The organism is Kaistella montana, from assembly GCF_024436175.1.
Lineage (GTDB): Bacteria > Bacteroidota > Bacteroidia > Flavobacteriales > Weeksellaceae > Kaistella > Kaistella montana.
The window spans coordinates 1108659-1133557 of the sequence record NZ_JANFQP010000001.1 but is presented as its reverse complement, the minus strand read 5'-3'; the positions used below and the strand labels follow the sequence as shown (position 1 = coordinate 1133557).

The following is a 24899-nucleotide window of genomic DNA, read 5'->3' as shown; positions in this document are numbered from 1 at the left end:
TTTTACGGAAAAATTAATGCCCTGAAATATTGTTTTTATAATCTTGAAGAACGCTTTGTTGTTCCTGGTTTCCGGTTTCGATTTGTTTTTCTCGGTTAAGGGTGATTTCATTCTTCAACCTCAATGCATTCGGTACAACTTTTTTCAACGGAACTGTAGGAATTTCCAAGCTTTTTTTGATGTGGTCATCCAAAAGATAATTGGCAATACTTTTATGAATGTAGCCCATGTTATTTTTTACGACCTCAAGTTTCAAAAGGTTGATCGCCGTGTTTTCATGAAGAAGCGAATCGGTAAGTATTAGCGAATCCTTGTCTGGAGCAGATTGGTATTGAGTCCAGAAATAGAAGAAATGCAACGCCTCGGTTTTGTTTTGGGAATGACCTCTTCCGGCACGCCCAACATCCAGGTCACATATTTCCATAAATGAAAAATACCTTCTTCCTCTTTTTCGGTGAAATCAAAATTCAGTTTTTGCAAACCGTAAAGATAATACACCGTAAAAGCGATGTTGGTGGCGATCATATCGGCATGATTGATCGGAACACCATATTGCTCCTGATTCCAATCAGGTTGTTTTTGCTCAATCATCAATCGGGAAACAGAATGAACAAGTCGGGTTCTCAAACAGGCATTAAGCCTCAATTCCTGAGCATTTGCTGAGGTGCGGGAAACGTTAACCCAAAAACTAAGGGTGTTGTAAAGCCGATGGACAGCGCCTTTTTCCAAAGATCCGGTCGCCACCAAAGGTTTGGTAAGATTGGCAAAATAATAACCACCCAAAAGCGCAAAATTTCGGAGAACCAGCAATCCGTTGAGCCCGCTGCGCTGAGAAAGTTCACTTGCTTCTCGGATGAGGTCGAAATTCACCCAATCAGGAACGGTCGCCATTTTGTTTTTCAGTGAAAGATAATCTTCCGGAAGTTCAATACTCGCAGAACTTCCGTGTAAGGATTGCATTATTTTTTTGAAGTCGCCGTTTTGGAGCCATTTTTTTGCCAACTCATCGACTTCTGAATCGTAGTGGTAAAACAGTTGGGTGTCGAAGTTTTGGGGAATTTTGCTTTCGGAAATTGCTGCCCATTCTCGAAAATCTTTGCCATTTCCAGTACTCCAGAAAGTTTGGTTGGATGGATTTTTAGTCATTACTGCGAAATTTTCAGTCGTTGTTAATCTTCAAAAATCGCTCCAATTTCTTAAGGTTGGTGGATGAAATGAGTTTTTTTTTCTTATCACAGAATAGTTTAGCAAAATATCATTGACTCTTAAAATCTTTATACTAAGGAAAGTCATCCGAAATCCCACCACTGCCGTGCATAACTGAAAAGTAAAAACAACAGATAGACATAAAACAGAATGATTGGCAAAGCATAATACCATTTTGTAGACAGTTTTTCTTCACGGTTAATTTTACTCTTGATATCGTCAAGTACGTCGTTTGGGATCAGCTGTAAGGTTGCTTTAATGAGCAACGCAACAATTATCAAATCATCCAGCAAACCTAAAATCGGAATGAAATCTGGGATTAAATCAATGGGACTCAATAAGTAAACAACCTTAAGTGCTGCTAATATCTTGGCTGACCAAGGTGTATGATGGTCGAATAGTGCATAGTAAATAGGAACGGTTTCTTGTTTTAATTTTTTTACCTGTTCTTTAAATTGGATCAACTTTTTTTTCATGCTAATCATTGAAGCTCAAGCGATGTTGTCGATGGGCAATCAAAAGCAAAACAATCATGATACCCATGGAGACAAGCGAGGAATTTAGTGTGCCGAGATTTAAACCACCTTTTTCAATGGGTTTGGTTAAGAAATCACCAAAAGTGGCACCGAAAGGACGGGTAAAAATGAAGGCTACCCAAAATAAAATAATATGATTGATTTTACTGAAGTAGTGAAGCAGAACCACGATAAGTATTACCCCTCCCGTCACGAAAGCTCCTTGCAGATAACTCAGTCCAAAATAATCACCAAGAAAATCTCCGAATGCCGTCCCTAAACTATTTGAAAAAAGAATAGCGGTCCAGTAATACAACTCTTTCTGGCGGTTGATAATGGGATATACTTCAAGGTTTTTAAATTTATTGAACCAAAGAAACAAGGTTAGAAGCAAACAGCAAACGAGTAAAAAACTTCCTAAAGGATACCCCAAATGTAAACTTCTGTCGATATAATCCGAGATTTCTGTTCCTAAAGTTGTGGTTCCGATAATGACGAGCCAATAAATAACTGGAATGTATTTCTTAACTGAAAGTTGGGTAAATAATACAACAAGGAAAAACGCAAGAGTAATGATAATCCCAACGGTGTATCCCAAATTTAATGTCATAGAAATAAAATCGCCAAGGGTTTCTCCGAGGGTAGTGGCGACAATTTTCATGAGCCAAAAAATCAACGTGATTTTCGCAACTTTATTCATTTGTATAGTGGTTTCTTGATTTTTCATATTTTTAATTTGTTTTCATTATCTTCTGTATATTCGATCATAAAAACGTCAATAAATAACCTAAATTTGCTGTGGCCGTGTGGAGATTACATTAAATTCAAGTGATAAGATACAGATCTGCCGGCACCGGTTTTTATTTGGCTCAAATATAATAAAAAAATGAGCAGATTATTTTTGCTAATCGGCTCAAGATCATTAAATAAGTCATCTTGGCTTGCTGTTCCCTTTCTGCGATTATTTTGCCTCAATGAGAATGAGTTAACCAAATCGTTGTATTGATAACACCAAGGAAATTTTGCCAATAAGAGTTGCGCGAAGCGGTACGGAATGCAACGTTTCTGCGGATGGCAGGTGCGTATAATTTCCATTATGTTATGGCGGGGGTTTTTAAGTATAGACTATAACTTTTAATTTCTTAAAAACCTTAGTTAATTGAATGGCTTTACTACCCAAGATATTACTTTTGTGATTTCTTTTCAATATTGTAAGCGTAATCGACTTCTTTCAGAAATTTTTCCTTCCAATCACTTCCGTATTTCAATGTTAAATTATTTTCCGCTTCTGTGTTGCTTCTTGCAATTTGATTAATTATTTCATTCGATATAACACAGCCATGACTTTCTAAATTAAATGTTCCTATTAAGTAGATGTAAATTAAGGTAGTTGTGGGAAGTGTGTGTTTTTGTTTGCTTTAAGATTTACTTAATTAATACATTTTTTTTGTGAAAAAAAATAAAAAAAGTTTTTTGCCAAAAAGTGGTTACGTTCCTTACTGCCATAAAACAAAGAAAAACGGAGCAACCTTCTATATTTCCAAAAACATACTCCAAACTTCATAATCCATACTCCCAAAAAAACATCCTCCATACATCATCCTCCATACTCCAAAAAAAACTTTTGCCTTTTATCCTGTAAAAATCTGAAATCTAACATCTAACATCTGCCACGACCACTCCTTGCAAAAACTTCTCGCCCCAAATAAAAAGCAACTCCGTGTATCCTTTCTTGCGCCTGAAGTTCAACTTCAATTCCACTATATTTTTGGGGCTTTCAATTGGAGCAGGATGCAAATGTTTACGCGAGTCTCCATTCTCAAGATTCACTTGCAATTCCGTAATTCCCAAAATCTTACTGCGACCAGGGGAAAGGTGCAATGCAGCATTGCCCTCTTGCCGTATCGCGCTATTCAACTTTGGGAAGCTCCCATATTTTTTGTGAAATGTGAAATCTCTTAGGATTGCCTGTCCTTGTGGGGTTTCCAAACCACCGATGGGCGTCTTCAATCCCTTTTCGGCAACATCGCACGCTTTCAAGTCCAGCATCAACTTATTCACCCTTTGGTAGAGGTAGCGGTCATTCATCCTTTCGCACTCTTCGGCCAGTGCATTCCGAAGATTTTTCCCTGCCGAAGCTGCCTTTGCAAATTCAGTATTATTAAGTTCATTATTTTTTTGAGCTTGTGTTTTCGGCCCTTTTCTTTTCGAGGCAACTTGGCGTACTATTTTTTGCCCATTCAGTAGATAATAGACTTCGTTGCCTACTTTGCCTTTGAATTTTTTAATAGAAGTTACCTTACCCATCAGTTTTTCAGTATTTTAGATCTATATCAAAATTAATAAAAATTCATTAAAATTTTCCTGTTCAATAATCTTTTTCGTAATTTTACAAAACAGGATGAAGCATTTCATTGTATTTCTTCTTTAAAGGTAAAAACACCTTTTTATTTCTTATTAAATTTTTCCAAACCCTTTATGGTAGATGTTTCACAGAGGCTGAGCCGTACTTGAGCCGTAGTTGAGCCGTACCAAAGCGCAGTATACTTAAGGGATACTTAATGTCTTCTTCATGTCAAAGCCATATCAACTTCGGTAAAAGGGTATCTTTTCCGAAGGTGACCCGAACTAATCTGCTATCTAACTGCTTCCCAACATTCCCGCTCCATTGATTAAAGAGGGGGTTCAACCACCATTTCCCAACTGGGCGTTCCCAATGCGCAAATGCACTGAAAAAATTTATATCTTCGTGGTCATTAAATATAAACTTCATGAAACGCAATTTTTCCTTCCTGTTCATCCTGATTTCTCTATGGGCTTTCTCACAAGTTGAAGAGAAAAAATTAGATGAATTGATACAGAATACCCTAAAAACTTTTGACGTACCCGGAATGTCGGTCGGCATCATCAAAGATGGAAATTTGGTCTATGCAAAGGGTTTTGGCGTAAGCTCATTGACCACTCAAAAGAAAATGGATCAAAATACCCTCGTTGGAATCGCTTCCAATTCTAAAGGATTTACCGCAACTGCATTAGCAATCCTGGCTGATGAAGGCAAACTGAATTTTGACGACAAAGTCACCCAGTACCTCCCGGAGTTTCAGATGTACGATCCTTATGTAACCCGAAATGTCACCATCAAGGATTTAATTACCCACCGTGCCGGTCTCGGTTTAGGACAGGGAGACTTAATGTTCTTCCCGGAAGGGGGCAGTCTTACCGTGAATGACATCATCCACAATGTTCGGTACCTAAAACCTGAAAATGATTTCCGCACAACTTTGGATTACAACAACATCATGTTCATCGTGGCAGGCGAAATTATCCACCGCGTTTCCGGCCTATCTTGGGCAGAATTTATTGAACAGAGAATCATGAAACCAGTCGGGATGAATTCCAGCTTCGGAAGTTATAACCGCGCGAAAGCAGCGAATGTATCCAACATCATCGATGCACACGCTCCAGTTGACGGAAAAGCCGTAGCAGTACCTCACGATTGGAACGAAACCGCCAACGCAGCCGGTGGAATTATCAGCAACATTACCGATATGACGACTTGGGCTAATTTTCTGATGAATGGTTTCACCACTAAAGATGGCAAAAAACTCGTTTCAGATAAACAAATTCAACAACTCTGGAATCTTCAAATATCGACTCCGGTAGCACTCAGAAATGCTTATGATTCCAATTTCGGAGGTTATGGTTTAGGTTGGTTTCTTACAGACGTGAAAGGACATAAACAGGTATACCACACCGGTGGATTAATCGGTACAGTGACCCAATTTACCTTGATCCCTGACATGAAATTAGGGATTATAGTTCTCACCAATCAGCAGAGTGGGGCGGCTTTCAATACCATCACCAATACCGTGAAAGATGCTTACCTCGGAGTGCAAGACCGCAATTGGCTGAAAACCTACGGAGACAGAATGGCAAAAGTAGATGCTGATTTTACCAAAGGAAAAAAAGAGATTTTTGCAAAAGCAACCGCTTTCCAAAAAGAGAAAAATTTACAACCAAAGCCTGAACAAGTAGTCGGTACCTACCGCGACGTATGGTTTGGAGAGGTAATCGTAGCGCAAGAAGGAAAAAATTACAGAATCTTCTGTAAAAATTCTCCTCGTCTAAAAGGTCAACTCTTGCCTTATAACAACAATACTTTTATTGCCAAATGGGACGACAGAAGTTATGATGCGGATACTTTCGTCATCTTTAATTATGATGAAAACGGCAAAGCCCAATCGGCTAAAATGAAACCGATTTCCGATATCACCGATTTCAGTTTCGACTTTGACGATTTGGATCTGCAAAGGAAAGATTAATTTCTCCTTTCAATTAAAATTAAAGAACCCCGAAAATCAGAATAAATCATGATTTTCGGGGTTTTCTATAGAATACGATAAAGGATTTTATCGGAATTGAGCTATTCTTACTTCAGTTTTTTAGGTTCGTAGGAGAACAGCACCTTCTTATCGGTACTTTCAAACTCCGACCACGAGTCGCAATCTAACGAAAAACCTACAACTCCACAGGTTGGAAACGAAAAAATCTGATCACCAATCATATTGGCAAAATTAGAAATCCCATTGTTATGCGAAAACATCGCCACAGAATTCACATCATCACTCAGGTCATAAATGACCGATTCAAAGCTGCTTTCGTTGGCATTGTACAGTTTCTTATTGGTTTCTACCTCAAGTTGATAGGTCTCGTTGAAAATATTGCAGGTACTCAGCGCTCGCAGGGCAGGACTGGAAACAAATTTATCAATGACGATATTATTTTCTTTAAGAAATTGGGCCATTTTTGTAGCGTCGTGGAGGCCTTGTTCCGCAAGTGGCCGGTCGAAGTCTTCTGTGTTTTCCGGCCAATCACTTTTAGCATGCCGAACGAGAATTAAGGTTTTCATCTGAAGTCTAATTTTTGGGAAATTAAAATTATACATTTTTTTCTCATTTTTATAAAAAAAAATAGAATAAGGGATAAAAAAAGGTTAAGTAAATTTTCTTAAATTTGCACACGATGGGACAAATCCTTGCGATAGATTACGGAAAAGCACGTTGCGGAATTGCAGCTACAGACGATTTTCAAATAATCGCTTCAGCATTGGATACCGTGGAAACCAAAAATATTTTTGTATTCTTGCAGCAATATTTGAAGGAAAATAACGTTGAAGGCATCGTCATAGGGCTTCCCACCGATTTAAAAGGAAATCTTTCCGCCATTGAAGAGGATATTTTAAAGACTATTGAAGAACTGAAATCCCAGTTTCCTACAATAGAAATTCATCGTATGGATGAAAGATATACCTCGAAAATGGCTTCTTTCTATATCTCCCAAAGTGGTAAAAGCAAGAAAAAACGGGAAGAAAAAGGGTTAATTGATAAAATAAGTGCAACATTGATATTGCAGAATTTTTTAGAACAGAAACAAAGATGATATTACCAATACGTGCATTCGGAGATGCAGTTTTAAGAAAACACTGTCATGAGATTGATCAGAACTATCCGGAACTGAAAGAACTGGTGCAGAATATGTTTGAAACAATGGAATCGGCACATGGCATAGGATTGGCTGCGCCACAAATAGGTCTTGATATCAGGCTTTTTGTTGTAGATGTTTCTCCATTGGCTGAAGATGAAGATTACGAAGATATCGCCGATGAACTGAAAGATTTTAGAAAAGTATTCATCAATGCGAAAATCTTAGAAGAATCCGGGGAAGAATGGAAATTCAACGAAGGATGCCTCTCCATACCCGATATTCGGGAAGATGTGAAACGTAAAGAAACCATCCTGATCGAATATTATGATGAAAATTTCGTTAAACATACCGAAACTTTTTCAGACATCCGCGCAAGAGTTATCCAACATGAATACGATCACATCGAAGGGGTACTTTTCACCGATCACCTGAGCTCTTTGAAGAAAAAGCTGGTAAAAGGCAAATTGGTAAAAATCTCTCAAGGCGATGTAGCCGTAAATTATAAAATGAGATTCCCAAAATAATTAAACCTTGGGAATGAGCTTTTTTCAGAAGAAAAAACAATAATTAATCAATTCAAACAAAAAAATAAGAAAATGCAGTTAGAAAAAATAATTTCAATCTCCGGAAAACCGGGACTTTACAAATTAATTTCACAGTTGAAAAGCGGTTTTATCATTGAAGATGTAGTAACTAAGAAAAAAGTGAGCATTGGTAATACTTCTCAGGTAAGTTTGCTCGATAATATCGCGATGTTCACCTTCGATAAAGAAGTTCCTTTGTTTGAAGTATTTGAAAATGTAGCAAAAAATTACGACTATAAAGAAACCATCTCTCATAAATCTTCAGATGCTGAACTTAGAGAATTCATGTTGAAATCTCTACCTGATTATGATACTGAAAGAGTTTACGTTTCTGATATTAAGAAATTGGCTCAATGGTACAACATCTTGAGCAAAGCAGGTTACATCACTCCTGAAAGTTTTGTGAAAGCTGAAGAAACAACTGCAGAAGTTGCTGAAGAAAAACCAGCTAAAACTGAAAAGAAAGAAACTAAAAAAGCGGCTCCAAAAGCTGATAAACCTGCAGCTCCAAAAGCAAAAGCAGCGACTTCAACCGCAAAAGCAGCTCCAAAAAGTACTCACAGAAAAATGGGATAATTCCTGTTTTCTTTTATATTAACCTTGTCTTTTAGGCAAGGTTTTTTAGTTTTAACGATGTAAATTTGTATTTCAAACTGAGATCTTCATCATCCTGAAAATCTTATAAATAAAAACTTTTTCCAATGAATACCAAAGAACAGAAACTCGAAGCTTTTTCCCGATTGTTAGACATCATGGACGATCTCCGAGAAAAATGCCCATGGGACAGAAAACAGGATTTGCAATCTCTGAGACACCTCACTTTGGAGGAAGTGTATGAGCTTTCGGACGCATTATTGCAAGAGGATTTAACGGAAATAAAAAAAGAACTCGGCGATGTGTTGCTGCATTTGGTTTTTTATGCCAAAATAGGTTCAGAAAAAGGCAGTTTCGATATTGCAGATGTCATCAATTCCCTCAATGAAAAACTCATTTTCCGTCATCCGCATATTTACGGCGATGTGGAGGTGAAAGATGAAGAAGAAGTAAAACAAAACTGGGAAAAACTGAAACTGAAAGAAGGCAACAAATCGGTGCTTTCCGGTGTTTCTAAAGGAACTCCGAGTATTGTGAAAGCTTATAGAATTCAGGAAAAAGTAAAAGGAATAGGTTTTGAATTTGCCAATGCCGAAGATGCTTGGAAAAAAGTGGATGAAGAACTGGCAGAATTCCATGCGGAAACCGATTTAATGAAGAAAGAAGAGGAATTGGGCGATGTTTTCTTCTCGCTGATTAATTATGCAAGAATATCGGGAATCAACCCGGATTCTGCGTTGGAAAGAACCAATATCAAGTTCATTTCAAGGTTTCAGAAAATGGAAGATTTGGCTTTCAACAAAAATCAAAAATTAGAAGATTTGTCTTTGGAAGAAATGGATCTGCTTTGGGAAGAAGCAAAACGATTGAAATAAGTAAGATTCATGAAATTCAAACACCGGCTCAACACGCATGTTCAAGCATTTGTAGAACTAAAAAAAACCGAAAGACTTTGGCATTTTCCTCTTTTGGCGGGACTTTGCGTGGGGTTGTGTCTTTGGGTGGGTTGGCTTTTTGATCGGCCGGCTTATGGCAATTTGTCGAGCATTGGTGCTTTGGTAATTCTTTATTTTACGCAGGCAACGCTTTCTAAAAGAATGGTTCACCTTTGTGTATGTGCATTTGGTTTCAGCATTTCGTTTGCGTTGGGATATGCGTTTAGTTTCAGTCACATACTCAGCGCAATAGCATTAGGATTGATCGCATTTTTGTCGCATTTGATTACTTCTTGGTTTGATGTTCCTCCACCTCGAAACTTCTTTTTTATCATGATCGGAGCGGTAGCTACGTCAATTCCTTTTCATCCAGAAGCCATTCCATTGAATGTAGGATTGGTTTCTATGGGCGCGATGCTGTCGGTTTTACTGGCACTTTTTTATTCGGTTTTTGTAGCTAAAAGGGTAGTGGAACCTAAAATAAAAAGCAGAATCAAGAAGAAAAGATATACCGAATTGGTCGCAAGTTTCATCATTGGATTTGCCATGTTTTTGGGATTGATGATTGGTCATTGGTTGGAATTGAAAAGCGCATATTGGATTCCTCTTTCTGCATTGGCCATTCTTCAGGGTAAAGATCTTTTCCATGCTTGGCAAAGAAATTTGCACCGAATTATAGGAACTTTCATTGGAATCGGAATTACTTGGGTGATGATGCTCTCTACGGCTCCTTCCGGATTAGAATTGGTGTTTCTCATCGCAGGATTGCAATTCATTGTGGAAATGCTGGTTGTGCGCAATTATGGTTTGGCCGTGATTTTCATTACTCCTTTAACCATTTTTTTAGCAGAAAACGCATCAGGATTACACACCAATGTAAATGAACTGATGGAAGCCCGCATTCTCGATACCGTGATCGGAAGTTTAATTGGTGTATTAACAGGTTGGTTTCTGCATCATGAATTCTTAATTGCAAAACTCGAAAAACAACTTCGCAGCGTCGAAATTCTTTTACACAGAAAATAATAAAAACTTCTCACATCGAGAAGTTTTTATTTTTTAAATACTTTCCTGCTTTTCCTTCTCCTGAATCATGTATTGATGATAAACCAACGGCTCATCGAGTGATTCGAGTTCTTGTTTGGAAAAAACTCGGTAATTGATTTTAAATGTCTTTTTCTTAGACGTTTCCAAGGAAAAACCGCCGGCTCCAAATCCATCGGTGACATCGAGTTCAAAATGGTTGTATTTCCAGTATTCAAACAAATCATGATCTACCCAAAAATAAAAACCAAGAACAGTACCGATGCACAAATCCTTTGTTCGCGGATAAAAGTGACCTTTGCGGAAACACTGGGGTTGGGTTCCCTCGCAACAGCCACCTGCTTGATAAAACATCAGATCGCCATATTCTTCGGAGAGTTCCTTGATCAGTTCCAGCGCTTTTGGAGTTGCGGAAAGTCGTTGTGCTTTTTCCATTTTTTTATTGAGGTTTTTGGGATAAAAGATTCTTTCATTAAAAAATAAAAAAAGGCGGATTTCTTAACAAATCCGCCCTTTAATAATTAGAAGAATCCTAATTTGTCTTTGCTGTAAGAAATAAGCATATTCTTGGTTTGACGGTAATGATCGAGCATCATTTTATGATTTTCTCTACCGATTCCCGACTGTTTGTAACCTCCAAATGGCGCTCCCGCAGGATAAGCATGATATTGGTTTACCCAAACTCTTCCTGCCTGAATCGCTCTTGGTACTTGGTACAATTGGTGAGCATCTCTGGTCCAAACTCCTGCACCGAGACCATACATGGTGTCGTTTCCAATGGCGATAGCGTCTGCTTCATCTTTGAAAGTAGTTACAGCAAGTACAGGTCCGAAGATTTCTTCTTGGAAAACTCTCATTTTGTTGTGTCCTTTAAGCAAGGTTGGCTGAATGTAGTAACCGTTTTTCAAATCGCCTTCCAAAGAATTGGCGTCACCTCCTGATAGAACTTCGCAACCTTCTTCTTTACCAAGATTGATGTAGCTAAGGATTTTATCATACTGAATTTTAGAAGCTTGTGCACCAATCATGGTAGAAGTATCCAATGGATTTCCTGCTTTAATGGCTTTTACACGTTCCAAAACTCTTTCGATAAATTTATCATAGATACTTTCTTGTACCAATAATCTCGATGGACAAGTACAGATTTCACCTTGGTTTAAGGCAAATAAAACTGCTCCTTCTAAAGCTTTATCGAAGAAAGCATCATCTTCATCCATCACGGATTCGAAGAAAATATTTGGAGATTTACCTCCCAACTCTAAAGTAACCGGAATGATGTTTTCAGTAGCGTATTGCATTACAAGTCTTCCTGTTGCGGTAGATCCGGTGAATGCTGCTTTTGCCACTTTTTTGTTGGTCACCAATGCATGACCTAATTCGCCACCGAAACCATTTACGATATTCACTACTCCTGGAGGTAGCAAATCACCGATGATTTCCATCAAAACAAGAATAGAAATTGGCGTGTTTTCAGCTGGTTTCAGCACAACACAGTTTCCTGCTGCCAAAGCCGGTGCAAGTTTCCAAACGGCCATCAGAATAGGGAAGTTCCATGGAATAATTTGAGCAATCACTCCCAAAGGTTCATTCACAATAAGGGAAACAGTATTGTTGTCCAATTCCATTAAAGAACCTTCTTCCGCACGAATCACGCCTGCAAAATATCTGAAATGGTCGATTGCCAATGGAATATCGGCATTCAGAGTTTCGCGTACCGGTTTTCCGTTGTCCATGGTTTCTACCACAGCAATTTTTTCCAGATTGGCTTCCATGCGGTCCGCAATCTTATTGAGGATAATGCTTCTTTCGGTAACGGAAGTTTTTCCCCAAGTTACGAAAGCGGCTTCTGCTGCATTCACGGCCAGTTCCAGATCTTTTTCGTTGGAATGTGCGGCTTGGCTCATCACGGTTCCATCTAATGGAGTGATGACGTCGAAATATTTTCCACTTGCAGGTGGAGTCCATTGTCCGTTAATGTAATTGTCGTACTTTTCTTTCAGTTGTACTCTGTCGTAAACTTTTGAGCTCATTATAGAATTGTTTTTATTTTAGAATTGTTTTAAAATTTTTATTAAAGTTAACAATTGTTACTTAAACATAAAAACTAAAATTTGTTAAATTTTTAAATTTCCTACTATTGAAGCCCCAATCGTAATTTTTTTGGAAAGACAAATTTTTAAACAACGAAAAGAAGTATTGGTTTTAGTTCGTTTTTCGGTACTTCAAAATAGCCCAAGTGATGACCACAATGCCCAACAGGATAATAAAACGAAAATGGGACAGTAGATCATTGAAACTGCTGTTCTTGAGGATAATTAAACGCATGCCGTCAACACCATAAGTCACAGGATTCAGATAGGCGATATATTTTGCCCAGTCGGCCATGCTGTCTGTCGGAGTGAAAAGGCCGCTCATCAATACGAAAATCATCATGAAGAAGAATACCACAAACATAGCTTGTTGCTGGGTTTCACTATAAACAGAAACCAAAAGACCCATTCCTAAAATGGTGATGAGATATACCGAAATGAAAGCGTAAAGAAGGAGCAAACTTCCCTGCATCTGAATGCCGTAGACAAAAATAGTAACCAAAAGACCAATACTGAAGGCGATCATCCCCAGAATCCAGAAGGGAATGAGTTTGCCGAGAATAAAGTCGGTTTTCCGGATAGGTGATACGTTGAGCTGTTCGATGGTGCCGGTTTCTTTTTCGGAAACGATGTTCAAAGCAGTTAAATAGCCTCCAATCAAAGTTACCAGAAATACCAAAATACCCGGAACAAGAGAAAGTCGGTAATTGTAGGCTTCATTAAACCAGAATTTCGGTATAGCTTCAATACCTGAGGTATTCTTTATGTTTTCCAGTTCGGGATTCATTTTGATCTGAACCTGTTCATTATAATCTTGTAGAATCTGAGCAAGATAACTGGCGGAAAGCCCCGCTTTGGTTCCATTTATGGCATTGATGGACAGCAGAATTTTCTGGCTGTTTTCCCTAATCAGATCTCTTTCGAAATGATTGGGAATTTCGAGGATTAAATCGCTCTTGTCTTTTTCAACTTCCTGATAGGCGCTGCGGTAACTTTCGTCATAGGAAGTGATGATAAAATATCCTGATGCCGTAATTTTCCGAATAAGCTCCCGTGATAAACCGGATTTATCATGGTCAACTACCGCTATTTTAATGTCTTTAATCTCGTAATTCGCTGCGAGTGGCAGTACGACCAACTGCACCACGGGCATCACGAAAATAATGGCCAGAATGGATTTGTTCCTGAAAATCTGCAGGAATTCTTTCTTGATTAATATACGGAGCGTTCTAAACATCGTCTAATTCATAAGTTAATATCCATTGCTGAATCATTCCAGCCGAATCCTGAATTTTTTTACAGCAATCACAAAAAGAACTGCCATCATTCCCAGAAGAACTGCTACTTGTTTCCAAATTACTTCTAGTCCGGTTCCCTTGATCATGATATTTTTTACGATTTCATAATACCATTTGGCTGGAATAATGTTGCCTGCAATCTGCAGTGGAACTGGCATATTCTCGACAGGAAACATAAATCCGCTCAGCATCAGAGTCGGGAGCATGGTACCGATCAGCGAGATGAGCATAGCCGTTTGCTGGGTATCGGTCAGAATGGAAATCACAATTCCTATCAAAAGGTTGGTGATGATAAAAATAATACTGATACCAAATAGTAAAAAAACATTGCCTTTAATCGGTAAATCGAGCACGGAAACACTTAATACAAGAATAGAAATCAGGATAATAACGGACAGTATAAAGTACGGAATGGCTTTGGCAAGAATGATGACATAGGGTTTCATCGGAGATACAAGCAACACTTCCATCGTTCCGGTTTCTTTTTCTCTTACAATGGCAATGGCCGTCATCAAAACACAAATGATGAGAAGAACCAATGCCATAACTCCCGGAACAAAATTGGGAGCACCTTTCAGCTGTGGATTGTAAAGCATACGAATTTCCGGCTGAATCCCGACGTGCGGCTGCAGGGTTTGTTGATTGTAAAAATCCATAGTGATATTGGACATGAAGCTATAAATCTGGTTCGCAAGATTGAGATCGGTGGCATCTGAAATGAGCTGAATCTGTGTTTTTTTTCCGTTGATAAGATTTTCAGAAAATCCGGAAGGAATTACCACAATCATTTTGATTCTGCCGCTTTTGAACGTATTTTCTGCCTCTTGAATTGATTTTAAATTCTCATCAAGGTCGAAATATTGATTCGCATTGATTTTTGCAACCAATTCAACAGAGCGTTGCGATCCGTCTTGGTCCAGAATCCCGATTTTCGTGTTCTTCACTTCGGTGCTTAAAGCAAAACCAAACAGCAGAATTTGAACCACAGGCATTCCGAATAGAACGAGCAAAGTCCTTTTATCACGCAGAACGTGTAAAAATTCTTTCCGGACAAAAGTGAATAACTGTTTCATTTTATTATTGATAACTAAAAAAGGAAAAAATCTTGTTGGGTTGTGGGCTAATCTGCACTGCGTTTTGCGCCTCTTGCCAGTTCATAAAAGACATCATCCATATTTTTTGAACTGAACTGTTTTTTCAGATTTGCTGGGGTGTCCAAAGCCGCAATTTTACCGTCAACCATTATGGAAACACGATCGCAGTATTCTGCTTCATCCATATAATGCGTCGTCACGAAAACCGTAATTCCTTGATCTGAAGCATCGTAAATCATATTCCAGAATTGCCGCCGTGTTACCGGATCCACGCCGCCGGTGGGCTCATCTAAAAATACAATTTGTGGTTGATGAAAAATCGCGACCGAGAAAGCGAGTTTCTGTTTCCAACCCAATGGCAGTTCCGAAACCAGCTTGTTTTTTTCTTCTTCCAGATTGAGTTTTTGCAGCAGTTCTACACTTTTCGTTTTAAGTTCTCGTCGGGAAATTCCATAAATTCCACCGAAGAAATCCAAGTTTTCTTTTACCGTTAAATTACCATACAGAGAAAATTTCTGGCTCATATAACCAATGCTTTTCTTAATTTTTTCGGTTTCCTTATACACATCGAATCCGGCTACAGTTGCTGTTCCTGAACTCGGCACCGAAAGTCCGCAGAACATGCGCATCGTCGTAGTTTTTCCGGCACCATTTGCTCCCAGAAAGCCAAATATTTCACCTTTTTTTACCTCAAAACTTATTTGATTCACCGCAGTAAAGTCCCCGAAAACCTTGGTAATATTCTCTGCTTTGATGGCGATATTTGGATTTTTAGTATTCATTTTTATGGGACAATAAGCGGATGAAACAATCTTCAATGCTGGCTTTTACAGGATTAATTTCGATATTGGTGAAACCTGATTTTTTCAAATATTCCTGAACTGATGAGGTGCTGAAATTTGCATTGCTCTCAGCGATCAGATGCACAAATTCGCCATAAGCATACACATTTTTCTTAGGTTCAAAATTTTCCAGAGCACGCAAAACGCTGGAAGTTCTTCCGGCTTTCACTTCGAAAATCAGGTCAGGATAAGCATCACTCATTCGATCTGGAGTATCGACGGAAAGAATTTTTCCGTGCTGCATCAAGGCGATGCGATCGCAAAGTGTGGCTTCATCCATATAAGGGGTTGCAACAACGATGGTGATTCCCTGTTTTTTTAGACGTTGCAGCATTTCCCAGAATTCCTTTCGCGAAACTGGATCTACTCCGGTGGTGGGTTCGTCCAGAAACAGAATGTTTGGTCGGTGAATCAGGGCACAACAAAGAGCAAGTTTCTGCTTCATTCCGCCCGATAAAGCGCCTGCTTTTCGGTCTTTGAAGGGTTCAATCTGAATATAAATATCCTTGATTAAATCATAATTTTCTTGAATACTCGTATTGAAAACACTGGCAAAAAAACTTAAATTTTCTTCGACCGTCAAATCCTGATAAAGGGAGAATTTTCCGGGCATATAACCAACGATTTGCCTGATTTTTTTATAATCATTTACCATGTCAAAGTTTTCAACCGAAGCTGAACCAGAATCGGGCAGCAGTACCGTGGTCAACATCCTGAAAATGGAAGTTTTTCCGGCTCCGTCAGGACCAATCAGCCCGAAAATCTCGCCATTATTTACATCAAAACTTACATCATCAACCGCTAGGATTTTTTCTTTTCCCTTGCCGTAGGTTTTGGTGAGACTGTTGGCGATGATTGATTTCATTTCGAGTAGATTATTTTGATTTAAGATTTTTTATGGCTTAGATGAATGATTATTTTTTCTTTTACAGACTTTTTTGATATTAATTTTGACGTATAGTTTTTGTGGTTAATTCAGAATCTATGGTTCATGTTTTAAAATTTCACATCGCCATACATGCCTATTTTTAGGAAACCATCATTTTTTACATGAATTTTTGTCGCATAAACAAGGTTTGCTCTTTCATTTTTGGTCTGAATGGTTTTGGGCGTGAATTCAGCTTTTGAACTGATCCAATAAAGGGTTCCGGGAATTTCCTTTGTTTTTCCGTCTCCCAAATCGATGAACACTTTTACTTGTTGACCGGTTTTTACCTGCGCTAACTGATCTCCGGTGATAAAGGTTTTCAAAGTCATTAGGTCTAAATTCGCCATCTTAAATACAGGTTTTCCGATCATGGCAAACTCACCTTGATTCATGTATTTGGTAAGAACCATCCCGGAAATCGGACTTTCGATGGTGTTGTTTTTCAGTTGTTCATCGATTTGTTCTACTTTTTTCTGGGTAGGTTTTCTTTCACTTAAAATAGCCTTATTCTGTATCGAAACATTTTCTTTCGCTGTGGAAATCTGTTGCTGTAGGATTGTTAGTTGGCGTTGTGCAGCGTTAATTTGTTTCTGAAGAACCAGAACTTGTCCGTTGGCGTCATCGAGCTGTTTTCTGGTCGCTGCATCTCTGGCAACCAAATTCGAAGTTCTGTTGCGTTCCCTCACCGCATTATCAAGTTGTTCCTGCAATACCGAAATATTGGCTGATTGTGCAGAAATCTGAGTCTGAAGAACCTGAATCTGCGGAAGTGGGGAATTGGTTTTCTGTCCCAATGCTTCAATGCTGGCAACAACTTGTTCTTTTTGAAGTTCTACATTTTTAGCATCTATTTCTCCCACTTTTTGGCCTGTTTTAAGTTGTTGACCTTCTTCCAGATTGAGCTGGAGTAGTGTTCCGGTAGCTTGAGCGATAACCATGATTTCATCGGCCTCAAACGTTCCGGAAGCATCATAGTTCTGTTCTGAGTTTTTGCACGAATTAAAGGCAAGAACGACTGCAAATAAAATGTATTTTTTCATCGGACAGGATTTCTTATTAAATGATTTTTTACTGATTCAGCTGTGCTTTCAGGTTATATTGGGTCAACAGATACTGAGTTTCATGAAGGATTTTTTGAATTCTTACCTGTTCTTCAGCATTCACTTCGCGAAGATAATCGCTGGTGGTGATGACGCCGTTTTCGAGCTGGGCAAGACTGGCTTTTTTAATGCTTTGGCGCAACGTGATGAGCTCAAGGTCTTTATCAATCAGTTTCTTCAGTTTTTCCAAATCACTGTTGGTTTGGATGGTGGAGAAATTTTGGTTAAATAGGAAGTTTTCTTTTCGGATTTCAAGATCTTGTTGCTGGCTATCGAGCAAAGCAAGGTCGTTTTTTTTCGTGTAAAATCCGCTAATCGGAATTTGTAACTTGATACCGCCAATATAGAAAATGTCGAATTCGTTTTTCAGCATATTAAAGCCAGGTTTACCATAACCGCCTTGGAAAAATGCTCCCAATTTCGGTAGATTTCTGGACTGAATGATTGATTTTTGAGTTTCTAAACTCTGTTGCTGCAAATCAAATACTTTCAGTTCGGGACGCTTGTTTTCGAAGGTGAGCAGTAATTTTTCAGGTCTTTGAAACTCTGAATGTTCATCGATATTTTTTTGAATGAACAGCGATAACATTTGAATAAAACTGGCACGAACCGACTGCAGTTCAATCTGCCGCTGATCCAGAGTGACGAGCTGTGCTTTCAATACATCCACTTGGCTCCTCAGAATAGTACCAAATTGAAACTGAGCTTCTGCTTTCAGCAAACCGTTTTCCAGATCTTTTTTGGTGATCACGGTCTGTTCAAGCTGTTCCTGACACTGGAGAATTCCGAAATAAATCTGGTTGATTCTTTCTTCCAATTGGTGAAGTTCAACTTCATTTTTCTGTGTTTCGGTTTCTGACTGGATGTTCGCAAGTTTTTTTTGGTGCGCAATCAGCCCGCCATCATAAACTGTTTGCTGAATATCTGCGTATATTTTGTATTGATCTTTGCTTAGCGGTTCCACCGACATATTGGGAAGGTTGAAAGGCAGTTGTGTAACCTCATTTTGGTAAGTTGCTTGACCAATAACGCTTATTTGAGGAAGCCATGCCTTTGAAGTATTTTCCAAAGTATAAGATTTGGTTTTTTCAATAAGACCATTTCTTTTGGTGAGTGGATAGTGCGATTTGGCGAGTTGTTGGCACTCCTGTAAAGTCAATATTTCTTGTGCATTCAGAGAAATATTCAGAAGCAGGGTAAGGCTTACAAAGTATTTTAAAATTTTCATTCTTTTAGTTTTAAATGAAATGAAAGTGATGTTAACTGTTAAGAATCATTTTGATCCATACCGGAACTAATGTCTTGCGTTCTTCCACAAACTTTTGAAATTCCTCATCGTTCAAAATGTTGAAATGCTTCAGAACCGGTTTCCCAATAAATGGAAACGCTGTCATACTCAGAAAATTAATAATAAAATGAAAAGGGTGGAGCGCAGGTTTTTTCTCCTGGATCTGCTTTACCAGTACAGAGGTTTTCATCAGCTTATCGACAGCAATCAGCGAGGTGATATTCGAAGGTTTTTTCTGGATTTCGCTCAGGATAAATAGTGGAAGATTAGGATTTTTAGATAAGATTTCGAAATACCGTTCACTTACAAGATCTATCTTTTCTTCGAGCGTAGTTTTTTCATTGATGACAATGGGAATAATCTTGCCGAATAGCAGTATAATTTTTACTTTCATCACCTGTTCAAAAAGTTTTTCCTTGCTTCGGAAATAGTAATTCAGCAGCGCCAGATTGATTCCTGCTTCTTCTGCAATATCGCGTGTCCGAGTTCCTGAAAACCCTTTTTCAGTAAAAACTTTCGATGCGGAAATAAGAATTTTCTCTTCCGTGGTAATATCACTTTCCTGATTCATATGAAAAATTATAAGACAAAGTTAAGATTAATATTTTGATTTAATCAAATGATTAAATTCATATTTTAAAAAAAACGCAACTCCGAAGAATTGCGTTTTAATATTTTTATGATTAATGTTTACAAACCAAATTGTTTAGCAAATAAGTCTGGGAAAATACCCATTGCTAAAAGTGCAATAATGATGAATACAGCAACGATATTGTAGGTTAAAGGTACTTTTTCTGAAGTTTTGAAACTGCTTTCTTTCGGGAAGAACATCACCATAATCAATCTTAAATAATAAGCAATGGATATTGCTGAACCTAAAACTGCGATCAGAACCATAAATGAACCCATTTTCGGATATTGAATGGCTTGTGCAAAGATGGAGAATTTCCCCATAAATCCTGCAGTAAGTGGAATCCCAGCCATAGAAAGCATTGAAACCGCCGCTGCTACCGCCATAATCGGCTCGGAATGTGACAATCCACGGAATGCATTGTAAGAAGTTTCGCGCTTGAGTTTTTCTACCCAAATCAAACACATCATAACGCCTACAGTTGCCAATGAATAAGCAAATAGATAAAAAGCTAAGTTGTAAGCGGATAAATTATTTAAACCAAAAAAGATCAATCCCAAATATCCTGCATGCGAAACAGAGGAGTAGGCCAACATTCTTTTAGCGTTACTTTGGGCAAGTCCCATCGCATTCGCAAGAAATAAAGTGATGATGATGAGAACACCCATAATATTGATCCATTCTCCGGTAATGCCTGCAAACGCAATGGTCATAACTCTAAAGAATGCAAAGAATGCTGAAATTTTCACTATCGACATCATAAATGCAGTGATAAGTGATGGCGATCCTTGATAAACATCGGGGCTCCACATGTGGAAAGGCGCTAAAGAAACCTTAAATGCCAATGCTACCAACATCAGTACTGCCCCCATTATGAATAGGGTATCCTTTGGATTTTCTATAGAAAACTGATGAATTTGGTAAAGATCAAAACTTCCGGAGCTGCCATAAATTAAGGCGATTCCAAATAATAGGAAACCGGTAGCAAATGCTCCCATCAGAAAATATTTGATCGAAGCTTCGTTAGATCGCAAATCGGTCTTGTTGCTTCCAGCCAAAACATATAACGGAATCGAAAGAATTTCAACACCAAGGAATAAGGTAACCAAGTTTTGGAAGCCAAAAAGAATAATACCACCCGATAGCGCAAACAAAAGAAGCGCATACAACTCCGACTGATGGCTACGGTGATTGCTGAAAGAAAAACCTCCTAAAAAGAAAAGCAACAGCGTGATGACAATAGAGATTTTGGTAAACAATGCCGCATTCGGACCAAATTTAAACATGGTTTTGTATTGGTTGAAAAAAGAACATTCCGGGAGAAAACTCACATAAAGTGCGACAAGAAGCCCCAAAATACTGAGATATCTTGAAAATTTCCCCTTTTCGAAAACTCCTGCAAACAGTGCGGCTACAGCGGTAAGGAATATAATTATAAAAACGCTCATTTAATTTAGATTTGAGATTGTAGAATCCGGATTCAAGCGTAATCGCTCTGGCCTTTTTCTTTTAATTTCTTTATTTATTAATTTCTTAATTCATCATTGAAGTAAAAATAAACTTCAACGAACTGTTTACCATTTCAATTAACGGTTGTGGGAAAACTCCCAGCAGGATTACAAAAACTGCTAAACTCGCCAATACTGAAAATTCTACTCCCGAAAGATCTTTAGCTGAAGCTAAAACAGCTTCATCACCTTCGCCAAACATCGCTTTTCCGTAAAATCTAAGAAGATAAACTGCAGAGAAAATTAGGGTAAGACCAGCAAATATGGCAGCGAGTACGCTATAATCGAATACAGATTTAAGCAAAATAAATTCACCAATGAAACCATTCGTTAAAGGTAAACCTACTGAACCCAACAAAATAAGCATAAACAATATGGCAAATTTCGGAGCTACTTTTGCTAAGCCACCCATTTGGCGAATATCTCTTGTTTTAAATCTTTTATAAAGAATATCAGCACAATAAAACAAACCTACTACGTTGATCCCGTGAGCAAAAGTTTGTACCATAGCGCCTTCAGCTCCTTCGATCATCAAACTTCCTTTTACTGTTAAAATCGCAGATGCCATAATTCCGGCAACCATCAATCCAACGTGAGAAAGGGAAGAGTAAGCGATAATTCTTTTAGAATCGTTTTGGATAATCGCAATCAAAGCTCCGTGTACAATTCCGATGATAGCAAGTACCATCACAATTTGTCCGGAAATCCCAAGAATTGGTTCTGGAGTGATCGGTAATAAATATCTTAAAAGACCATAAACTGCCATTTTCAACATAATTCCCGATAGAAGCATGGAGCCTTGGGTTGGTGAATAAGTATAAGTATCTGGTTGCCAAGAATGGAAAGGGAAAACCGGTAATTTCACTGCAAACGCAAAGAAAATGAACCAGAAAACCACAGTTTGTTCTGATGAATTCAGATTGGCGTTATACAAATCTGTCAATGCAAATGATGCGGAATGGGTATAAACGTAGATCAATCCGATCAACATAAACAACGATCCTACGAAAGTATAAACGAAGAATTTGGTGGTGAATGCGAGTTTCTTGTTTTCCTGCCCCCAGATTCCGGCGATTAACCAGATAGGAATAAGGGTAACTTCCCAGAAAATGTAAAATAACAAACCATCTAAAGAAGTGAAAACTCCTATTAAACCGAATTGCATCAAAAGAATTAATCCGTAGAAAGTATTTCTGTATCCTGGTTTTTCGTTAAATGAAGACAGAATAATCAGCGGTGTTAAAATATTGGTTAATAATAACAGCAGCATGCTCATTCCATCAACTCCGAAATGCAGATTACTCTTGATAAACTGCGACCAAGGATAATTGATTTCATACTGAAGAACTCCATCAACAGTTGGTTTGAAATCGAAATTTGATAGCATATAGAAGCTTAGAAACATTTGCACGAATGCAATTCCCAATGCTAAATACTTACTTGCGGGGTTTTTCCACGCGAACACCAATGCAGAACCTACGAGAGGTAATAGTAATAATGTTAATAATAGATACGACATTTACTATTGTAATAAAAAGTTAACAATTAAAATAATTCCGATTGCCAAAGACATGACGAGCACATAATTCTCCACGTTTCCGTTTTGAAGTCTTTTTGCTGCTCTACCAGAATCTTCAGCGCCAGTTCCGATGAATTCTACGAATCTATTCAGAATGCCTTTATCGAACATATTTCCTCCAATTCCTAAACCTTCCGTCATTTTCACGAAGGTTGCGTTATAAATTTCGTCCAAAAACAATTTCTTGTTCGAAAGTCTTTCCCAGCCAGTATATTTCTCTTCTGGTAAAGCCATTTTTTTCTTGTTGACGTAGATGTTTTTAACAATAAACCATACTGCGAAAAACATGACAACCGTTAACCCCAAAAGAATCATTTCGGTTCCGAATTTCACTTCAGGCAATTCTATATCATATACATAGATAGAATTCAACCAATGATCAAGTTTTGCATAATTGCCATGTCCAATGAAATGCGGAAGATTAATAAATCCACCAAGAACTGATAATACTGCAAGAATAATCAACGGAATAGTCATATTTGAAGGACTTTCGTGAAGGTGATGTTTTTGTTCTTCTGTTCCTCTGAATTCTCCGTGGAAAGTCAAGTAATACGCTCTGAACATATAAATCGCCGTCATCGCTGCTACAATGAATAATACGACCCAAAGTAGTGGGTTTTTCACATAAACATTGGTTAAAATTTCATCTTTAGAAATCATCCCAGAAAGGAATGGGAAACCTGAAATAGCCAAAGTTCCGATAAGGAAGGTAATATGGGTAACAGGAATTTTCTTTTTTAAACCACCCATTAATCTCATGTCTTGTTCGCCACTCATTGCGTGAATTACCGAACCTGAACCTAAGAATAGCAATGCTTTGAAGAATGCATGCGTCATCAAGTGGAACATTGCAGTGGTATAAGCGCCAACTCCAAGTGCAACGAACATAAATCCTAATTGCGAAACAGTAGAGTAAGCGAGAACTTTTTTAATATCATTTTGTCTTAAGCCGATAAACGCAGCCACCAAAGCGGTTAATAACCCGATGAAGAGGATTCCGTCCATCGTTGTAGGTGCTAATGAATAAAGGAAATTAGATCTAACTACCAAATAAATCCCTGCAGTAACCATCGTTGCGGCGTGGATCAATGCTGAAACAGGGGTTGGACCCGCCATCGCATCAGGTAACCAAGTAAATAAAGGAACCTGCGCTGATTTTCCCATTGCACCGATGAAAAGACTCGCTGTGATGAAAATAATCACTGGTGAATCAAGTTGGAATTTAGAAGAATTCTGAGCTACAGAAAGGAAATCTACCGCGTTGGTCTGATAAGCGATCATGAAAATCCCGATTATCATTCCAAGGTCTCCAATTCTGTTCATGATGAATGCTTTTCTTGCAGCTGCACCATATTCTTTGTTGGTGTACCAGAAACCGATCAACAAATAAGAACATAATCCTACTCCTTCCCAACCGATGAAAAGAATTAAATAATTACTTCCCATTACCAACAAAAGCATGGAGAAAATAAACAAATTCAAATAAGTGAAGAATTTATAGAAACCTTTGTCGTGGCTCATGTAGCCGATAGAGTAGAGGTGAATCAATGATCCGATTCCGGTGATGATCATAATCATCATCAATGATAATTGATCGATTTGGAAACCGAAATTCACCTGAATGCCATTCACTCGAAACCATTCAAAAGCTCTTACTATAACCGGTTGCGAATCTGCATTGAAATTTAAAAATAAACTGACAGCAATACAAAAAGATGCAAAAACTACCAGTGTTGCGATACTTCCCACAACGATTTTTGGAAGACTTTTCCCGAAAAGCCCATTGACCAAAAAACCGAATAAGGGTAAAAGTATAATTGCGTAAACTAAATTTTCCATCCTTTATTTATCCTCTTAATTTATTAAAAATACTGATGTCAACCGATTTGGTATTTCTGTACATCATTGCGATAATTGCTAATCCTACTGCTACTTCGGCTGCGGCAACCACCATGATGAAGAATACCAAGATTTGCCCGTTTCCGTCGCCTTTGTAGCTTGAAAAGGTGGCCAACAATAGATTTACAGAGTTGAGCATAAGCTCTACACACCCTAAAATAATGATGGCATTTTTTCGGATTAAAACTCCCAAAACTCCCAGACAGAACAATACAGAGCTCAGGATTATAAAATATTCCTGCGGTACTGCCTGTATTATTGAATTTACTTCTCCCATAAT

At 38.2% G+C, this 24899-nt stretch carries 26 protein-coding genes; 6 read left to right on the top strand and 20 right to left on the bottom strand.

Annotated elements, in window-relative coordinates; all coding sequences use genetic code 11:
* Window positions 1–13: 13 nt before the first annotated feature.
* The 6 genes from NOV28_RS05225 to NOV28_RS05205 form a co-directional block, all read right to left on the bottom strand.
* Window positions 14–358 (bottom strand): hypothetical protein, encoded by a 345-nt coding sequence (locus tag NOV28_RS05225; RefSeq protein ID WP_255928307.1) that lies wholly within the window; start codon window positions 356–358, stop codon window positions 14–16.
* Window positions 301–1146: an oxygenase MpaB family protein gene (locus tag NOV28_RS05220; RefSeq protein ID WP_255928305.1), complete on the bottom strand. Its 846-nt coding sequence runs from the start codon at window positions 1144–1146 to the stop codon at window positions 301–303. Before NOV28_RS05220 ends, NOV28_RS05225 begins: the two co-directional genes overlap by 58 nt.
* A gap of 143 nt (window positions 1147–1289) precedes the next feature.
* A complete protein-coding gene (locus tag NOV28_RS05215) occupies window positions 1290–1682 on the bottom strand; it encodes a YkvA family protein (RefSeq protein ID WP_255928303.1) in 393 nt (130 codons plus the stop codon).
* A gap of 1 nt (window position 1683) precedes the next feature.
* On the bottom strand, window positions 1684–2448 hold the full coding sequence (locus NOV28_RS05210; RefSeq protein ID WP_255928301.1) for a COG4705 family protein: 765 nt from the start codon (window positions 2446–2448) through the stop codon (window positions 1684–1686).
* 457 nt (window positions 2449–2905) lie between these two features.
* Complete coding sequence (locus NOV28_RS11260) at window positions 2906–3088, bottom strand: FEKKY domain-containing protein (RefSeq protein ID WP_449273541.1); 183 nt, start codon at window positions 3086–3088, stop codon at window positions 2906–2908.
* A gap of 286 nt (window positions 3089–3374) precedes the next feature.
* Window positions 3375–4028, bottom strand: coding sequence for a hypothetical protein (locus NOV28_RS05205; protein ID WP_255928299.1), 654 nt, complete (start codon window positions 4026–4028; stop codon window positions 3375–3377).
* A 464-nt stretch (window positions 4029–4492) separates the two neighbouring features.
* On the opposite strand from NOV28_RS05205, the gene NOV28_RS05200 reads away from it, so the two are divergent.
* The gene (locus NOV28_RS05200; protein WP_255928297.1) at window positions 4493–6043 is read left to right on the top strand and encodes a serine hydrolase; all 1551 of its coding nucleotides are present in this window, start codon (window positions 4493–4495) and stop codon (window positions 6041–6043) included.
* Between the two features lie 107 nt (window positions 6044–6150).
* On the opposite strand, the gene NOV28_RS05195 is transcribed toward NOV28_RS05200, so the two are convergent.
* Window positions 6151–6630, bottom strand: coding sequence for a SixA phosphatase family protein (locus NOV28_RS05195; protein WP_255928295.1), 480 nt, complete (start codon window positions 6628–6630; stop codon window positions 6151–6153).
* A 113-nt stretch (window positions 6631–6743) separates the two neighbouring features.
* On the opposite strand from NOV28_RS05195, the gene ruvX reads away from it, so the two are divergent.
* From ruvX to NOV28_RS05170, 5 genes are all read left to right on the top strand, one after another.
* Complete coding sequence (gene ruvX / locus NOV28_RS05190) at window positions 6744–7160, top strand: Holliday junction resolvase RuvX (protein ID WP_255928293.1); 417 nt, start codon at window positions 6744–6746, stop codon at window positions 7158–7160.
* Window positions 7157–7729, top strand: coding sequence for a peptide deformylase (gene def / locus NOV28_RS05185; protein ID WP_255928291.1), 573 nt, complete (start codon window positions 7157–7159; stop codon window positions 7727–7729). The genes ruvX and def overlap by 4 nt, the downstream gene beginning before the upstream one ends.
* A gap of 72 nt (window positions 7730–7801) precedes the next feature.
* On the top strand, window positions 7802–8365 hold the full coding sequence (locus tag NOV28_RS05180; protein ID WP_255928289.1) for a DUF5606 family protein: 564 nt from the start codon (window positions 7802–7804) through the stop codon (window positions 8363–8365).
* A gap of 125 nt (window positions 8366–8490) precedes the next feature.
* The gene (gene mazG / locus NOV28_RS05175) at window positions 8491–9258 is read left to right on the top strand and encodes a nucleoside triphosphate pyrophosphohydrolase (protein ID WP_255928287.1); all 768 of its coding nucleotides are present in this window, start codon (window positions 8491–8493) and stop codon (window positions 9256–9258) included.
* Window positions 9259–9267: 9 nt separating this feature from the next.
* On the top strand, window positions 9268–10344 hold the full coding sequence (locus NOV28_RS05170) for an FUSC family protein (RefSeq protein WP_255928285.1): 1077 nt from the start codon (window positions 9268–9270) through the stop codon (window positions 10342–10344).
* A gap of 33 nt (window positions 10345–10377) precedes the next feature.
* Here NOV28_RS05170 and NOV28_RS05165 read toward each other — a convergent pair whose 3' ends face one another.
* The 13 genes from NOV28_RS05165 to nuoK form a co-directional block, all read right to left on the bottom strand.
* Window positions 10378–10797 carry a DUF779 domain-containing protein gene (locus NOV28_RS05165; protein ID WP_255928283.1) on the bottom strand — a complete coding sequence of 140 codons (420 nt, stop codon included), beginning with the start codon at window positions 10795–10797 and terminating at the stop codon, window positions 10378–10380.
* An 86-nt stretch (window positions 10798–10883) separates the two neighbouring features.
* Window positions 10884–12392 (bottom strand): aldehyde dehydrogenase family protein, encoded by a 1509-nt coding sequence (locus NOV28_RS05160; RefSeq protein WP_255928281.1) that lies wholly within the window; start codon window positions 12390–12392, stop codon window positions 10884–10886.
* 172 nt (window positions 12393–12564) lie between these two features.
* Window positions 12565–13689, bottom strand: a complete 1125-nt coding sequence (locus NOV28_RS05155) for an ABC transporter permease (protein WP_255928279.1) — start codon at window positions 13687–13689, stop codon at window positions 12565–12567.
* Between the two features lie 33 nt (window positions 13690–13722).
* Window positions 13723–14823, bottom strand: coding sequence for an ABC transporter permease (locus tag NOV28_RS05150; protein WP_255928277.1), 1101 nt, complete (start codon window positions 14821–14823; stop codon window positions 13723–13725).
* 47 nt (window positions 14824–14870) lie between these two features.
* The gene (locus tag NOV28_RS05145; RefSeq protein ID WP_255928275.1) at window positions 14871–15626 is read right to left on the bottom strand and encodes an ABC transporter ATP-binding protein; all 756 of its coding nucleotides are present in this window, start codon (window positions 15624–15626) and stop codon (window positions 14871–14873) included.
* Window positions 15616–16551 (bottom strand): ABC transporter ATP-binding protein, encoded by a 936-nt coding sequence (locus NOV28_RS05140; protein ID WP_255928273.1) that lies wholly within the window; start codon window positions 16549–16551, stop codon window positions 15616–15618. Before NOV28_RS05140 ends, NOV28_RS05145 begins: the two co-directional genes overlap by 11 nt.
* A gap of 131 nt (window positions 16552–16682) precedes the next feature.
* A complete protein-coding gene (locus tag NOV28_RS05135; protein ID WP_255928271.1) occupies window positions 16683–17654 on the bottom strand; it encodes an HlyD family secretion protein in 972 nt (323 codons plus the stop codon).
* 28 nt (window positions 17655–17682) lie between these two features.
* Complete coding sequence (locus NOV28_RS05130; RefSeq protein WP_255928269.1) at window positions 17683–18942, bottom strand: TolC family protein; 1260 nt, start codon at window positions 18940–18942, stop codon at window positions 17683–17685.
* 31 nt (window positions 18943–18973) lie between these two features.
* A complete protein-coding gene (locus NOV28_RS05125) occupies window positions 18974–19573 on the bottom strand; it encodes a TetR/AcrR family transcriptional regulator (RefSeq protein ID WP_255928267.1) in 600 nt (199 codons plus the stop codon).
* A gap of 119 nt (window positions 19574–19692) precedes the next feature.
* Window positions 19693–21081, bottom strand: coding sequence for an NADH-quinone oxidoreductase subunit N (locus NOV28_RS05120; RefSeq protein WP_255928264.1), 1389 nt, complete (start codon window positions 21079–21081; stop codon window positions 19693–19695).
* 85 nt (window positions 21082–21166) lie between these two features.
* Complete coding sequence (locus NOV28_RS05115; RefSeq protein ID WP_255928262.1) at window positions 21167–22660, bottom strand: complex I subunit 4 family protein; 1494 nt, start codon at window positions 22658–22660, stop codon at window positions 21167–21169.
* Window positions 22661–22663: 3 nt separating this feature from the next.
* The gene (nuoL, locus tag NOV28_RS05110) at window positions 22664–24559 is read right to left on the bottom strand and encodes an NADH-quinone oxidoreductase subunit L (protein ID WP_255928260.1); all 1896 of its coding nucleotides are present in this window, start codon (window positions 24557–24559) and stop codon (window positions 22664–22666) included.
* A gap of 7 nt (window positions 24560–24566) precedes the next feature.
* Window positions 24567–24896 (bottom strand): NADH-quinone oxidoreductase subunit NuoK, encoded by a 330-nt coding sequence (gene nuoK / locus NOV28_RS05105; protein WP_255928258.1) that lies wholly within the window; start codon window positions 24894–24896, stop codon window positions 24567–24569.
* Window positions 24897–24899: the final 3 nt, after the last annotated feature.